Raw genomic sequence first — 13,295 nt, forward strand, 5'->3', positions numbered from 1 at the left:
ATGAGCAACCACTGGCACGAACTGAACCTGCCCGCCTCCCTGGCGCCGCTGTTTCTCAAGGCCGCCTTGCGACACGGGATCAAGAACACGCCATTGCCCGAGCAGGGCCTGCGCTGCTGGATCAGCCTGGAGCCGCGCCGGCTGGAGGCCTACCGCCAGGTGTGCGGTTACCTCGACAACGGTCTGCTGCCCGCCACTTATCCCCATGTGCTGGCCTTCCCGTTGCAGATGCAGTTGCTCACCGACCCGGCGTTTCCTTTCCCCCTCTTGGGGCTGATTCACCTGGCCAACCGGATCCGCATTCTGCGCCCCATGGGCAATGTCAGCCGCGTGCGAGTCGCCGTCCGGGTGGGCAACCTGCAACCTCACGCCAAGGGCGCGGTGTTCGATCTTTTGACCACGGTCGACGATCAGCTGGGGCCCCTCTGGGAAGCCGAGAGCCGCATGCTCTGCCGTGGCGCGCACGTACCGGGCGAGCCCGGCGTCCCGCCGTCGATTTCCGGGGTGGGCCTGAACGAAGTCAGCCGCTGGCGAGCCGAGAGCGATATCGGCCGGCGCTACGCCCGGGTTTGCGGCGATTACAACCCGATTCATCTCAGCGCCTGGAGCGCCCGCCTGTTCGGCTTCCCCAGAGCCATCGCCCATGGCCTGTGGAACAAGGCGCGAACCCTGGCGGCCCTGAGCGACACCTTGCCGGCCGCCAACATCGAGGTGACGGTGCAATTCATCAAACCGTTGCTGCTGCCCGGTGAAGTGCGCTTGCTGGCCAGCGCGGCGGGCTCCAGCGGTGAGCTACAACTACTGGGCAACGGCGATCTGCTGCACATGCAGGGCGGCTGGCAACCGATCGCCTGAGGCGCGCTCAGCCTCGACGAATCAGCACCACGCCAATGACGATCAGCAGCAGTCCGGCGAGCTTGCCGAGGCTGATCGGTGCCTCGCGAAACCCCACCCAGCCAAAATGATCCAGGGCCAGGGCCATGCTCAACTGGCCGGCCAGCACCAGTGCCATGAACAGCAAGGCACCGATCCGCGGCCCGGCAAATGCGGCGGTGGTGATGAAGAACACCCCCAGCAAACCGCCGCACCAGTGCCACCAGGTCAGGCCCCTCAGGGCGCTCAGCGAGGGCATCTCGCGCTGCGCCAGCACCAGTATCAACAAGGCCAGGGTGCCTACGAAAAATGAAATCAACGCGGCGCCCAGCACCCCGCCGACCTGCTTGGCCAACTGACCGTTGATCCCGGCTTGCAGGGCCAGAAAGGCTCCGGCAAAGAACGGCAGGCACAGCAACCACCAGACTGGACCAGGCATCACAGACTCCAAGGAAATGTCGGCCGCGCATTATAGGCCAAGCTCAAACTGGAAGTCTGCCAAGCCAACTAAGCAGCAAAAAAACTGCAGAACCCTGGCCGTCCGCTCAAATAAAACCCATTAATTGTATATATATAACTTTAGTTTAACGCCCGACAAAAACACTCAACCAAAAATTACAAATCCTTGATTAAAAACATTTTTTCAAACAAAAAATCCCTGCACCCCATACTTTAAGACTAACTACTTATCAGGAGAAAAACAGCGAAATACAAGTCATTAATACCAAGTTCATAATTGTTCAAGTTTCTTCTTGCGCCTCTTATGTATGCAACGGACGAAAGTATCTCCAGCACAAGAACTGGAGAACTCTCGAGGACAACAAACGTTGTAACAGGTGCAGGGATAACTATCATGAACACTCAGATTGGATGGAAAGCATGTACCGCACTGGCCTTGATCCTGACCCTCGGCCTGACAGGCTGCAGCGGCGGTGGCGGTCACAAGAGCGGAGGTAGCAGCAGCTCATCTCCCAGCAGCACCAGCGGTGAAACCGGAGGAACTGGCGGGACAACAGGCGGAACCGGTGGCACTGGCGGAACAACAGGCGGAACCGGTGGCACTGGCGGAACAACGGGCGGAACCGGTGGCACTGGCGGAACAACGGGTGGAACCGGCACGCTGGTTACTTCGAATGTGGTTTCCGGCCTGGGCACTACGGTGAGCAATGTCGGAGACAGTGTTAGCAGCCTGGGCAACTCTCTGGGTTCTGTTCCCCTCGTCGGTAGCGTGACCAAAAGTGCCGTTGATACCGCCGGGAATGTGGTAAACAGCGTAGGAGAAGGCCTGACAAATGGTCTTGGCAAGTTGGGTTCCAATCCCAACGCACTTAGCAATACCACTGCAACCGTCGGCAACGTAGTCGGCGATGTGGGAGCGGGGGTAACCGATCTCAGCGGGAAGCTGACCACTACCACTCAGAGCATTCCTGTAGTGGGAGGCGTAGTCACCCGAGTGGCGCCGGTCCTTGGAGACGTCGGCACTCAAGTAACTATGCTTGGCAATACACTGAATACCGTCACCAGCAGCGGCCCAGTGGGTAGCCTGACCAACGGCGTGGGCAACAACGTTCTGGTTCCGGTGGTCTCCATGGCAGAGAGCCTTACCAAAAATGTAGGTACCAAAACCGGTCTTGGCGCGCCGATCAATGGACTGATATCCGGCGTAGCCGGTGGTGTCGGCAGCGCCGGCAGCAACGTCAGTAATGCAGGTAATGGCAATCCGGTGACTAGTCTCTTGGGCAACGCCCTGAACAATGCAGGCGGCGTCGTAGCCAGCGCTGGCGGGTACGTGAGCGGTTCAGGTAGTGGCACCGGAGGCGCCGGTTCAACCAACAGTGGTCTTTTGGAAACCGTCGGGGGCGCGGTGGCCAACCTTAGCAACGGTCTGAACACCGGAAACACCAATGGTACCGTCAGTACGGTAGGCGTTGCCGGAGGCACAGTCGGCGGTTTGGTCGCCTCGGTCGGCGGCGTCCTGGGCGGCACTGGCACCCCCAATCTAGTGGTCAGCGCTCCATTGGCCAGCGTTGGAGTGAACCTGGGCTCGGCCTTGAATCCGGTCACCAACTCGGTCACGGGCCTAACTCAACAAATAGGTGCAACTACAGGCCTTGGTGCTTCGGCAAGCGGTGCAATAGGTCAAGTTGGCAGCGCAATCAGCACCGCAGGTACTGGCGTCACCAGCAGCGCCGGTGGCAATCAGGTCGGGGGCGCACTGGGCGGGACTCTAGGTGCAGTAGGCGGCGTAGTGACTTCGGTCGGTGGCCTGGTCAACGGCGGTACCGCCCCCAGCGGCGGCCTGCTCGGTGGCTTGAATGTCGGAGCCAGCGCCAACGGCAGCGCTTCGGCCGGAACCAGTGTCAACGGCAGCCTGGGTGGCGTATTGGGCGGCCTGACCGGTGCCCTGGGCGGCACCCGGAAATAAATTGCACCTGGCCGATTCGACGGCCTTACCTACAGCGCCTACGCTTGGTTGAGAGCGAGGGATTCAGAAGAATCTCTCGCTTTTTTTATCCACAGCATGGCATCCCGGCGTCCGATTCAAGGCCAAGACCTTGAACAACGCAGGGTATGAGGACTATTAGCGCCACCGCAGTTTGACCATGGAGTGTCCTATGCGCACATTGGCCAGTTTGTTGTTGATTGGATGCTGCACCTCCGCTTACGCCGACCCCCTTCCCCGCTTTCTCAACAGCAACGACAGCATCAATAACCTGCCCCAGCCCAACTTGCCGGTGGACGCCTATCGTCCGGCCACTCCGCAGTTGCAGATGCCCGAGCAACCCGCCGCGCCCCAGGGGCAGCAGCCCCTGATGATGGGCACCAAGGTCACGGTGCGCCAGGTGCAGATCGAAGGCGGCAGCGTCTATCCCCTGGAAGAACTGGCGGCCATCTACCAGCCGCTGATCGGTCACGAAACCAGCTTCAGTCAATTGATCGAAGCCACTCGCAACATCACCCGGCGCTACCAGAACGACGGCTACCTGCTGTCCTACGCCTTCATGCCGCAACAGAACTTCGATCAGGGCGTGCTGCGGGTGGTGCTGGTCGAAGGCTATATCAAGGACTACCAGTTGCAGGGCGATATCGGCCCGGTGTCGGCCTACCTGGACAAACTGGTGAGCAAGCTCAAGGCCGAGCGCCCACTGACCCGCAAGACCTTCGAGCGCTACACCACCCTGATGAGCCGGGTACCCGGGGTGACCCTGCAAGCGGTGGTGCCGCCGCCCGGAACCACGGACGGCGCGACCCGGCTGGTGGCGGTGGCCAGTCGCAAATCCATCACCACCACCCTCAACAGCACCGATGACAACCGCAACGGTCTGCAGGCCCTGGTGGGCATCGTCAGCAACTCGCAAACCGCCTGGGGCGAACAGCTCAGCCTCAGCGGCCTGTTCCCGCCGGGCAAGGACAAGGAGCACTACTACCGCCTGGACTACAGCCAGTTGCTGGGCTCGGAAGGCACGCAACTGAATCTCTACGGCGCACGCTACCGCAGTGATCCGCGAAGCAATGTGCAATTGAGCAACGGCCTGGAGCTTGAACCCCATCGCGAGAACGACCGCTTTTCCATCGGCGTCAGCCATCCCTTGCTGGCCTCGCCCAATGAGATGCTCACCGTCGGTACGCGCCTGTACGCGGTCAACGACAAGACCCGCTACCGGGTCAGCAACAGCCCGCTGACCCTGGAAGAAAAAACCGATATCCGCGCCCTGGCGCTGGAAGGCGACTGGAGCAAATCCGATCCACGGCAACTGCGGATTCTCAGCGCCGGCCTGTACCGTGGCCTGGACAGCATGGGGGCCAAGACCAACAACGAACTCTATGACCTGGACTTCTTCCGTCTGCGCCTGGCGGGGGTACAAAGCGACCGCTTCTTCGACAACTGGCAAGGGGTGCTTTCCGGTGCCTTGTACTGGAGCGCGGACAACCTGCCCGACAGTGAACGAGCCAGCTTCGGCGGCCAGAACTTTGCCCGCGGTTACCCTGATGACCAGGCCACTGGCGACAAGGGCTGGGGCGTCGCCTACGAGGTGAACTACAGCTTCAACCGCGAGGGCCCCTGGGTGCGGGTGCTGCAGCCCTACGTGGTACTGGACCGCTCCAAGACCTGGTTCAACCAGTTGCAGGTCAAGGGCAGCGATCTGTCGTCGGCCGCGGTGGGGGTGCGTTTCGGCGATGCCAAGCACTACAACATCGCCCTGGAGGCGGCCAAGCCGATGTCCGATGAAGCCCTGGACACCTACAACCGCCGACCGCGCTACACCCTGAGCTTCAGCTACCAACTCTGAGCCCTGCACTACCGAGGCCTGCTATCGCAGGCCTTTTTCTGCCCGCACGACGCATCAGTCAAAGGGCTCAGGACGCAGGGGTTTGAGGGGGGGTTGCAACAGGCGCCGCCAGCGCCCCGGCAAGCCGAAGGGCTTGAACCGGGACCGCCGTTGGCGTTCAGGGGCCGACTATATGCAGCCGGGGTTCGGGAAACAGATTGTTGAGGGTTTCCAGCAGGCGCTCGTGATAGATCGGCTTGCGGAACAGGTCCAGCACCTGCAGGCGCAGCAGATCGCTGACGTCGTCCATATCGGCATGACCGGACATGACGATGACCGGCAGATGCTGGCGCGAGGTGTGTTCACGCAGGCGCTTGATCAATGACAGGCCGCTCTCCTCCGGCATGCGCAGGTCGGTGATGACCAGCGCAATGTCCGGATGGTGGGTGAGGTGCTCCAGGGCCTGCTTCACCGAGGTTGCGGTGAAGCAACAGAAGCCCTCACCTTCCAGCCATTCGGCGAGTTCCAGCAGTGCGTCTTCTTCATCGTCGACCAGAAGCAGTTGCTGGCGTTGGGGGGAAGCACTATTCATCGACATGACCTTGGGCTGACTGTCCGACGCCTTCACAGCAAGAGCAATCGCCGCTCTCAAGGCACGGGACGAGTCACCGTGGCACCTCCCATGGCAACCAGGATGTTGTTGAAGATGGCCAGGACCCGATCACCCATCGGCGTCACGAACACCACCACGACCACGGCAACCATGGCCACCACGATCGCATACTCGATGGCCGAGGCACCGTGAGTTCTGGCCAGGAACAGACGCGCGCGAAGCAGCAGGTAGTCCAGCAGCATGAAGCACCTCCGATGTATCGATCGCAACCACAGCCGGCGAAGCACTCATGCGTCGGATCAAGGCACTGGACGAGTGACCGTCGCGCCTCCCAGGGCCACCAGAACGTTGTTGAAGATGGCCAGTACCCGATTGCCCAGAGGGGTCACGAACGCCACCACCACAACCGCAACCATGGCCACCACAATCGCGTACTCGATCGCCGAAGCGCCCTCGGTACGGTCAAAAAACAGGCGTGCCCTGAGCCACAAATATTGAAGGATCATCCTAGTTCTCCTGTGCGCCAGACGGCGCCGATGCAAGCACACCGGAACAGAGTTCCCCGGTGCAACTTGAGCATTGTCAACAAAGCAGCGACCAGCAACTGTAAGAACGGATTAATCACTAAGTATTAATTGAATGCTTGACGCCGAAAGCTCACCCCCAACTGAGAGCCGCCTACTGTTGTGTGCAATTTTTCCGCGAGTTAATGGCATTTCGTCCTAGCTCTACTACCTTCACATAGCGAAATAGTTGCATGTTCATAGCTGCCTAGTTGCGAAGTTGACTCGTTTGCAAGCGCCGACTGGTGAAGCAGCAGGATAGGGAGAGCCTTTATGAACAGTCGCGTCACCATGGGTCTGGCTGGACTTCTGCTGCTAGGTGCGGTGTTTTTCGGTTACTGGGGGCTGGTACTCAGCCGCCCGCCCGCGCCCGCCACCACCCCTGCGCCGGCAGCCCCGAGCGTTGTTGAAAAAACCACCGCCAGCGCCGAAGACCAGACCCGCCAACCAGTGGTGGTGCTGGTGCGCGATGTGCCTCCTTTCGTGCCCCTCAGCGCCGCCGATCTGGCGCTGGAAAAACTGCGCACCGCACCGGCTGGCAGCCTCAGTGCGATCGATCAGGCGGTGGGGCGCATACCCTGGCGGCAACTGAGTGCCGGGACCTGGCTCAATGCCCAGAGCTTCGACAGCGGCGGGGCCCTGGCGCGGATGATTCACCCCGACGAGCGCGCGCTGGCGGTGGCCGTGGATGAAGTGATCGGCGCCGCCGGGCAACTGAGCCCGGGGGACTATGTCGACGTGCTGCTGTTCCTGCGCCAGGACACCACCAATCTGCAGCAATCGGCGCAGATTGCGGTCCCCGCCATGCGGGTGCTGGCGGTCGGTGAACAGTTGGGCCTGACCAACGACGGAAAGCCCGCCAGCCCCGCGCTGAGCAACGAAGAAAAGCTCAAGCAGGACCAGCGTCGGATCGCCGCCCGCACCGTGGTCCTGGCCGTGCCCGAACAACTCCTGAGCCGCCTGATGCTCGCGACCCAGGTCGGCGTGCTGCGCCTGGCGGTTCGCAGCAGCGAGGAACAGCGCCTGGCCCAGTACTGGGCTGGCGACAAGAGCGCGGCCAGCCATCTCAATGTGGCCAACAGCAATCTGTTTCAGTTCACCCAGTTGGCGCTTGGCAATGCCCCACGCAATCAGGTCGCCCAGCAAAACGGCGCGCCGCGCCCGGCGGTGGAGGTGATTCGTGGCAACCAGATCACTCAACAAACGCCCTGATCAGGCGAGGGTTCACGACATGCGCAGCGGGCTATCACCATGAGTCAAAGCCTGAACCAGACCTTTCTTGCCATCACCCGCAACAGCACCGATCTGGAGTGGCTGCAAGGCGCCCTCGCGCCCCTGGGCCAGGTGGTGGGCGCCGATGGCAGCCTCGACGAACTGCTGGCGCTGGTGGACGTGACCTTCGCCAACCTGGTGTTCGTCGGCCTCGACCGCGAGCACGTGGTGGCCCAGGCCGCGCTGATCGAAGGCGCCCTGGAAGCCAAGCCGATGCTGGCGATCGTCGCCCTCGGCGATGGCATGGACAATCAGCTGGTACTCAACGCGATGCGCGCCGGGGCTCGGGATTTCGTCGCCTACGGCTCACGCTCCAGCGAAGTCGCCGGGCTGGTCCGGCGCTTGAGCAAGCGCCTGCCGGCGGTCACACCCAACACCCAGCTGGGGGGCCTGACGGTGCTCTACGGGGTCCAGGGCGACGGTGACGGCGCACTGCTGGCCGGGCACATGGCCCTGGTGGTGCAAAAGAGCGGCCAGCAGACCCTGCTGCTGGACCTGGGCCTGCCCCGTGGCGACAGCCTGGCCTTGCTCGGGCTGGAGAGTTCCTTCCACTTCGGCGATGCCCTGCGTCACCTGCGGCGTCTGGATGCGACCCTGATCGACAGCGCCTTCACCAGCGCCGAGGCCGGCTTGCGGATTCTCGCCTACGCCCCCCACGACGAGCCTCTGGAGCACACCAGCGCCGCCGAGCTGTACATGTTGCTCAGTGCCCTGCGCCAGCACTTCCAGCACATCGTGGTGAACCTGGTGGGGCAGTCGGACAGCGAGGCGCTGCGCACCTTTGTCAGCCATTGCGACAAGCTGATCTGGTGCACCGACCAGAACGTCCTCGACTGCCGGCGCAACCTGGCGGTGCTCAACCACTGGCGCGAAAAGGGCCTGAAACTCGATCACGCACGCCTGCTGGTGGACCGCTACCTGAAAGCCGTCGCGCCGGACTCCGAAACCCTGGGCAAAACCTTCGGCCTGGAAGTGATCGCGGTGCTGGCCTACAGCCCGGAGGTGCGCCTGAATGCCAAGAACCAGGGCGTCACCCTGTTTGAAATGGCCCCCCGCGAAGCCTTGACGCAAAGCCTGAAAACCCTCGGCGAGCGCCTGGCCAAGCGCTCCGAAGGACTGGCCCGACCCAAGGGCGGCTGGCTCAATCGAATCATGGGGGGCAAATGAGCGGAGAAAAACTCTTCGGCGCCTCGACCCGCACGGTGCCGGGCAACAGCGACCACGAAGGCCTGAAACTGGTGCTGCATCGCTACATCATCGATGCCATCGAAGAGTCGGGTAAAAACCTGCTGGAAAGCTCCCGGCAGAACCTCTCGCAGTTCGTCACCGACAAGGTGGCGGAGTACATCGCGCGCATGCACCTGGCGATTTCCCGCTATGAAATGGAGCGCCTGGCCGAGGAAATCGTCGATGAACTCACCGGCTTCGGCCCGCTGGAAGTCTTGCTGCGCGATCAGGCCGTCACCGAGATTCTGGTCAACGGCCCGCACCGGGTGTTCGTCGAACGCGAAGGCGTGCTGCACCAGAGCGACTTGCGCTTTATCGACGCGCACCATGTGGAGCGGGTCATGCAACGGATTCTGGCGCCCCTGGGCCGGCGCCTGGACGAGTCCTCGCCGATGGTCGATGCGCGCCTGCCCGACGGCAGCCGGGTCAACGCGATCATTCCGCCCATCGCCCTGGACGGCCCCTGCCTGTCGATTCGCAAGTTTCGCAAGGACATGCTCAAGAGCAGCGACCTGATCGCCATGCAGACCATCGACCTGGCGATCTTCGAGTTCCTCCAGGACGCCGTGGGCAAGCGCTGCAACATTCTCATCAGCGGCGGCACCGGCACCGGCAAGACCACCCTGCTGAATATTCTCAGCCAGTTGATCAACCCCTATGAGCGCCTGGTCACCATCGAAGACGTGGCCGAGCTGCAACTGGGGCATCCCCACGTGGTGCGCCTGGAAACCCGTCCGCCCAATGCCGAAGGGCACGGCGAGGTCAAGGCCAGCGACCTGATCCGCAACGCCCTGCGGATGCGCCCGGACCGGATCATCCTCGGCGAGATCCGCGGCGTCGAAGTGCTGGATGTTCTGACCGCCATGAACACCGGCCACGACGGTTCCATGAGCACGGTGCACGCCAACAACGCCCAGGACGCCCTGCTGCGCCTGGAAACCCTGGTGGGCCTGACCGGGCGCCAGGTGGCCGAACGCACCCTGCGGCAGATGATCTGCGCGGCCCTGGACGTGGTGATCCAACTGACCCGCCTGCCCGACGGCCGCCGCTGCGTCAGTGAAGTGGTGGAGGTGGTGGGCATCCGCGACGACATCTACGTCACCAATACGCTGTTTCGCCTGAACCGCCGCAACGGCCTGGGTTTTGAGCGCGAGGCGCTGAACCCGGCGGGCGACAAACTGCGCCGCGAGAGCGGACTGGGCATCAACTGAACCGCCGAGGTGGCCCATGATCGGCCTGCTGCTTACCTTGATCTGCCTGCTGCTACTGGGGCTTTCCGGTTGGCTGTTCTACCACGGCGTGCGCAAGACCGAACGCGAGCGGGTGCTCAACCGGCTGGCTCAGGGACAACCCGAGCTGAACCCGCCGCGCCATGCCTGGACCGGCCTGGAACAGGCCTTCGCCCGCGCCGGCCTGGGCCAGCCCAATGAACGCCTGGGCCTGTGGCTGACGGCGTGGGCGGCACTGACACTGCTGGGTTACCTGTTGGGAGACTGGCTTGGCCTGCTGGCTGGCGTGCTGGTGCCACCACTGTTGTTGCGCCTGTCCATTGCCTGGCTGTATCAGCGCCGGCTCAAGCGCATGATCGAACAACTGCCCGCGCTGCTGGATCACAGCGTGCGCAGCCTGAAATCCGGACGCACCCTGGCCGATGCCGTGCTGGGCGCCATCGAAGCCAGCAACGACCCGCTCAAGCAAGCCATGGGACGCGTCCAGCGCAACGTGCAGTTGGGGGTCAACCTGCCGGACGCGGTCAGTGACTTTGCCGAGTTCTACCAACAGGATGAGCTGCGCATGTTCGCCCTGGGCCTGAAGGTCAATCACCGTTACGGCGGCAACGCCAGCGAGTTGCTGGAGAACCTGATCAAGCTGATCCGCGAGCGCGAGCAAGGGGCCCGGCAGCTGCGCGCAATGACCGGGGAAACCCGCATGACCGCCTGGGTCCTGGGCAGCCTGCCGCTGCTGCTGGTGAGCTACTTCATGCTCACCAATCCGGGCTACATGCTGGGCATGTGGCACGACCCTTCCGGCCAGGCCATGCTGATCACCGCGGTGTGCCTGCAGATCTTCGGTTGCCTGGCCCTGTGGCGCATGTTGAGGAGTATCTGAAATGCTTCTGCTGGCTGCTGCGCTGTTGTTTCTCGGGGCCTTGCTGCTGCTCAGCAACGGCCTGCTGACGCAACGCCGGCGCGAGCGCCAGATTGCCCAGCGGCTGCACGGCCACATGACCCGCGACAACCGCCTGGGCAGTTGGCTGCGACTGCTGGGCGACAGTCGTTTCGGCCAACGCGCGGTGAACATGGACAGCGAAACCCAGACCCTGCTCAACCGCCTGGGCTGGCGTCGCTCCACCCAGCGTTCGCTGTTCGCGGCCTGCCAGATCGGCACCCCGGTGCTGGCGGTGTGCCTGGTGATCTTCATTGAGGAGGTGGCGTTTCCCCAAGCCCAGAGCCACTGGCTGACGCCCCAGCTCGCCGCCGGCGCCGGCTACCTGCTGCCCAAGCGGGTGTTGGCCTACGCCGCCCAACGCCGGCAAAAACACATCGCCCTGGAGATCTCCACCTTCATTCCCTTGCTGCGCATCCTGTTCGAGTCGGGCATGGCGGTGGAGCAGGCGCTGCGGGTCCTGAGCAACGAGGCCGGGAAACTGCTGCCGGAACTGACCCATGAACTGCGCCTGATCCTGGCGCGGGTGGATTCAGGCCTGGAACTGGGCCAGGAACTGCATCAGACCGCGACCCTGCTGGCGGTGGACGAGTTCACCGACACCTGCGTGATTCTCCAGCAACTGATCCTGCAGGGCGGCGGCGCGATGAAATCCCTGCAGGCCCTCAAGCAATTGCTGGACGACCGGCGCCTGACCCGCCTGCAGGAATACATCTCGAAAATGTCGGCGAAGATGTCGGTGGTGATGATGCTGTTTCTGTTCCCCGCGCTGTTGATCGTGCTGGCCGGGCCCGGCTTCACCGCCATTGCCCGAGCCTTTACCTACTAAAACAGAACAGGAGTGTCGCGGCCGGCGGCGAGTGGCTCGCCGCCGGGATGCCGACGGCATCAGTGGGCGGTGACTCGCTGGCGCAGTCCCGAGTTGCTCGGCGACAAGGCCAGGGCCAGTTGCGTGCGGTTATGCATGTGGGTCAGGCGCAGGACCTGGGACACGTAGAGCTTGACGGTGTTTTCGGTGATGCCCAGTTCACAGGCGATCTGGTAGTTGGTCTGCCCCTTGCCCACCAGTCGCGCCACATCCAGCTGCCGTGGCGACAGCTGGTTGAAGATCGCCGGCACCTCGAACGGGTCGGCGTCGCCACTGCCGTCCTCCGCGGACTCCTCGCTGCGACTGGCCGCTGGCGTGCGCCGGACCTTGTCCAGATCCTGGTACAGGTCGTCGATGGATTCGGAGAGAAACTGCAGCTTCTGGTTCAGGTGCCCCAGGTGCAGGTTCTTCTGCCGTTCCTGCAAGGCGACTTCCTGACGTTGCAGGCCTTCTAGGAGTTCATCCAGGTCGATGGGTTTCTGATAGTAGTCGGCAATGCCGGCACGCATGGCCTTGATCACATCCTGCTTGTCGGACTGCCCGGTGAGCAGGATGGCTTCGAATACCCGCTGCTTGCCGGCCAGACGCTGCAGCTCCTGCACCAGTTGGATCCCGTCCATATCGGGCATGTGCAGATCGCAGAGCACCAGGGCAATGTCCGGGTCCCTGTTGAAGCAGTCCACCGCCTGGCGGGCGGACTCGCAAGGAACACAACGGTAACCGCTGTTTTCAAGAAACTCGCAAAGTTCTTCGACAATCAGCGGCTGATCATCAACCACGAGCACTTTCATCTGAGAAGTGAGCTTGTTCACGTGCGACTCCGTGCGGGCCAATCGCCGATTGACCACTCCTGCCCCGCCCGCAGGTTCCGGGCAGCCACGACTTAAAACCTAGACCTACTTTCCGACTATGTACATAGCATTAATCGGCTCGGCGACTAGTGGATCACGCTCACAGTTAAGACCATTCCAGCCAGGACAAAAGGGGCGAACGGGTATTTTTTTGACAGGCCCATGGCTTGCGCCTCGCCTTGTGGCGCAAGCCCCTGTCTCGGCGCAGAAAGGAGCCTGGGGACGATCAGCAGCCACAGCAGGCTGCAGAACCCGGCGCCAATGAACGCCCCCAGCAGATGCTCGGGATCGGAGGCCAGCCCCAGGGCGGCCATCAATTTGACGTCCCCCGCCCCCATCCGCCCCATGGCATACCCGGGCAGCGTGAGCAGCAGGGCCAGCAACAGGGCCCAGGCGCCCTGGGCAGCCGCAGCGCCCAGCCAGGTACTGCCGGTCCACAGCAGATAGCCGCTCGCCAGCAGCGCGGCGCCCAGCGTCAAGGTGTTGGCAATATGCCGTTGACACAGATCCTGCAGCGCGCACAGCACCAGCCAGATCCACAAAACCCAGAAATGCATGAGCTAAAAAATTCCTTTTAGCGGATTGATTCTA

General features: G+C 62.6%; 14 protein-coding genes. 8 read left to right on the forward strand and 6 right to left on the reverse strand.

Translation table 11 applies throughout. The features are described from left to right. The gene (locus tag GGI48_RS11465; RefSeq protein WP_179598379.1) at positions 1–855 is read left to right on the forward strand and encodes a MaoC family dehydratase; all 855 of its coding nucleotides are present in this window, start codon (positions 1–3) and stop codon (positions 853–855) included. 7 nt (positions 856–862) lie between these two features. On the opposite strand, the gene GGI48_RS11470 is transcribed toward GGI48_RS11465, so the two are convergent. After that, positions 863–1,312, reverse strand: a complete 450-nt coding sequence (locus GGI48_RS11470; protein ID WP_047301502.1) for a DMT family transporter — start codon at positions 1,310–1,312, stop codon at positions 863–865. A 414-nt stretch (positions 1,313–1,726) separates the two neighbouring features. Here GGI48_RS11470 and GGI48_RS11475 point away from each other — a divergent pair, with 414 nt between their 5' ends. Together GGI48_RS11475 and GGI48_RS11480 are read left to right on the forward strand one after the other, a co-directional pair. Beyond that, positions 1,727–3,298: a collagen-like triple helix repeat-containing protein gene (locus GGI48_RS11475; protein ID WP_179598381.1), complete on the forward strand. Its 1,572-nt coding sequence runs from the start codon at positions 1,727–1,729 to the stop codon at positions 3,296–3,298. 190 nt (positions 3,299–3,488) lie between these two features. Beyond that, a complete protein-coding gene (locus GGI48_RS11480; protein ID WP_179598382.1) occupies positions 3,489–5,165 on the forward strand; it encodes a ShlB/FhaC/HecB family hemolysin secretion/activation protein in 1,677 nt (558 codons plus the stop codon). 157 nt (positions 5,166–5,322) lie between these two features. On the opposite strand, the gene GGI48_RS11485 is transcribed toward GGI48_RS11480, so the two are convergent. The 3 genes from GGI48_RS11485 to GGI48_RS11495 are packed head-to-tail and all read right to left on the reverse strand — an operon-like array spanning position 5,323 to position 6,263. Further along, the gene (locus GGI48_RS11485) at positions 5,323–5,736 is read right to left on the reverse strand and encodes a response regulator (protein ID WP_042941133.1); all 414 of its coding nucleotides are present in this window, start codon (positions 5,734–5,736) and stop codon (positions 5,323–5,325) included. A 56-nt stretch (positions 5,737–5,792) separates the two neighbouring features. After that, complete coding sequence (locus GGI48_RS11490; RefSeq protein WP_047301497.1) at positions 5,793–5,999, reverse strand: Flp family type IVb pilin; 207 nt, start codon at positions 5,997–5,999, stop codon at positions 5,793–5,795. 57 nt (positions 6,000–6,056) lie between these two features. Continuing rightward, complete coding sequence (locus GGI48_RS11495) at positions 6,057–6,263, reverse strand: Flp family type IVb pilin (RefSeq protein ID WP_047301495.1); 207 nt, start codon at positions 6,261–6,263, stop codon at positions 6,057–6,059. 330 nt (positions 6,264–6,593) lie between these two features. Between GGI48_RS11495 and cpaB the strand changes: the two genes are divergently transcribed. Genes cpaB through GGI48_RS11520 form a run of 5 tightly spaced genes read left to right on the forward strand, consistent with a single transcriptional unit; the run spans position 6,594 to position 11,814 of the window. After that, positions 6,594–7,532, forward strand: a complete 939-nt coding sequence (gene cpaB / locus GGI48_RS11500; RefSeq protein WP_047301493.1) for a Flp pilus assembly protein CpaB — start codon at positions 6,594–6,596, stop codon at positions 7,530–7,532. Between the two features lie 39 nt (positions 7,533–7,571). Further along, on the forward strand, positions 7,572–8,759 hold the full coding sequence (locus tag GGI48_RS11505) for a CpaE family protein (protein ID WP_047301491.1): 1,188 nt from the start codon (positions 7,572–7,574) through the stop codon (positions 8,757–8,759). Beyond that, positions 8,756–10,030 carry a CpaF family protein gene (locus GGI48_RS11510; protein WP_047301489.1) on the forward strand — a complete coding sequence of 425 codons (1,275 nt, stop codon included), beginning with the start codon at positions 8,756–8,758 and terminating at the stop codon, positions 10,028–10,030. Before GGI48_RS11505 ends, GGI48_RS11510 begins: the two co-directional genes overlap by 4 nt. 16 nt (positions 10,031–10,046) lie before the next feature. Further along, entirely contained in the window at positions 10,047–10,928 is an 882-nt protein-coding gene (locus GGI48_RS11515) for a type II secretion system F family protein (RefSeq protein ID WP_016964314.1), read from the forward strand. A 1-nt stretch (position 10,929) separates the two neighbouring features. After that, positions 10,930–11,814 carry a type II secretion system F family protein gene (locus GGI48_RS11520; protein ID WP_179598384.1) on the forward strand — a complete coding sequence of 295 codons (885 nt, stop codon included), beginning with the start codon at positions 10,930–10,932 and terminating at the stop codon, positions 11,812–11,814. Positions 11,815–11,873: 59 nt separating this feature from the next. Here the strand turns inward: GGI48_RS11520 and GGI48_RS11525 are convergent, their stop codons facing one another. Together GGI48_RS11525 and GGI48_RS11530 are read right to left on the reverse strand one after the other, a co-directional pair. After that, positions 11,874–12,665 (reverse strand): response regulator transcription factor, encoded by a 792-nt coding sequence (locus GGI48_RS11525; protein ID WP_016964316.1) that lies wholly within the window; start codon positions 12,663–12,665, stop codon positions 11,874–11,876. 125 nt (positions 12,666–12,790) lie between these two features. Continuing rightward, positions 12,791–13,261, reverse strand: a complete 471-nt coding sequence (locus GGI48_RS11530) for a prepilin peptidase (protein ID WP_179598386.1) — start codon at positions 13,259–13,261, stop codon at positions 12,791–12,793. Positions 13,262–13,295: the final 34 nt, after the last annotated feature.

Source organism: Pseudomonas protegens (genome assembly GCF_013407925.2).
Classification (GTDB): domain Bacteria; phylum Pseudomonadota; class Gammaproteobacteria; order Pseudomonadales; family Pseudomonadaceae; genus Aquipseudomonas; species Aquipseudomonas fluorescens_AP.

Bases quoted from the DNA above. Each gene is read 5' to 3' on its own strand.
- GGI48_RS11475 (WP_179598381.1), top strand. From the start codon at position 1,727: ATGAACACTCAGATTGGATGGAAAGCATGTACCGCACTGGCCTTGATC.
- cpaB (WP_047301493.1), top strand. From the start codon at position 6,594: ATGAACAGTCGCGTCACCATGGGTCTGGCTGGACTTCTGCTGCTAGGT.
- GGI48_RS11470 (WP_047301502.1), bottom strand. From the start codon at position 1,312: ATGCCTGGTCCAGTCTGGTGGTTGCTGTGCCTGCCGTTCTTTGCCGGA.
- GGI48_RS11490 (WP_047301497.1), bottom strand. From the start codon at position 5,999: ATGCTGCTGGACTACCTGCTGCTTCGCGCGCGTCTGTTCCTGGCCAGA.
- GGI48_RS11485 (WP_042941133.1), bottom strand. From the start codon at position 5,736: ATGAATAGTGCTTCCCCCCAACGCCAGCAACTGCTTCTGGTCGACGAT.
- GGI48_RS11505 (WP_047301491.1), top strand. From the start codon at position 7,572: ATGAGTCAAAGCCTGAACCAGACCTTTCTTGCCATCACCCGCAACAGC.
- GGI48_RS11515 (WP_016964314.1), top strand. From the start codon at position 10,047: ATGATCGGCCTGCTGCTTACCTTGATCTGCCTGCTGCTACTGGGGCTT.
- GGI48_RS11520 (WP_179598384.1), top strand. From the start codon at position 10,930: ATGCTTCTGCTGGCTGCTGCGCTGTTGTTTCTCGGGGCCTTGCTGCTG.
- GGI48_RS11465 (WP_179598379.1), top strand. From the start codon at position 1: ATGAGCAACCACTGGCACGAACTGAACCTGCCCGCCTCCCTGGCGCCG.
- GGI48_RS11530 (WP_179598386.1), bottom strand. From the start codon at position 13,261: ATGCATTTCTGGGTTTTGTGGATCTGGCTGGTGCTGTGCGCGCTGCAG.
- GGI48_RS11495 (WP_047301495.1), bottom strand. From the start codon at position 6,263: ATGATCCTTCAATATTTGTGGCTCAGGGCACGCCTGTTTTTTGACCGT.
- GGI48_RS11480 (WP_179598382.1), top strand. From the start codon at position 3,489: ATGCGCACATTGGCCAGTTTGTTGTTGATTGGATGCTGCACCTCCGCT.
- GGI48_RS11510 (WP_047301489.1), top strand. From the start codon at position 8,756: ATGAGCGGAGAAAAACTCTTCGGCGCCTCGACCCGCACGGTGCCGGGC.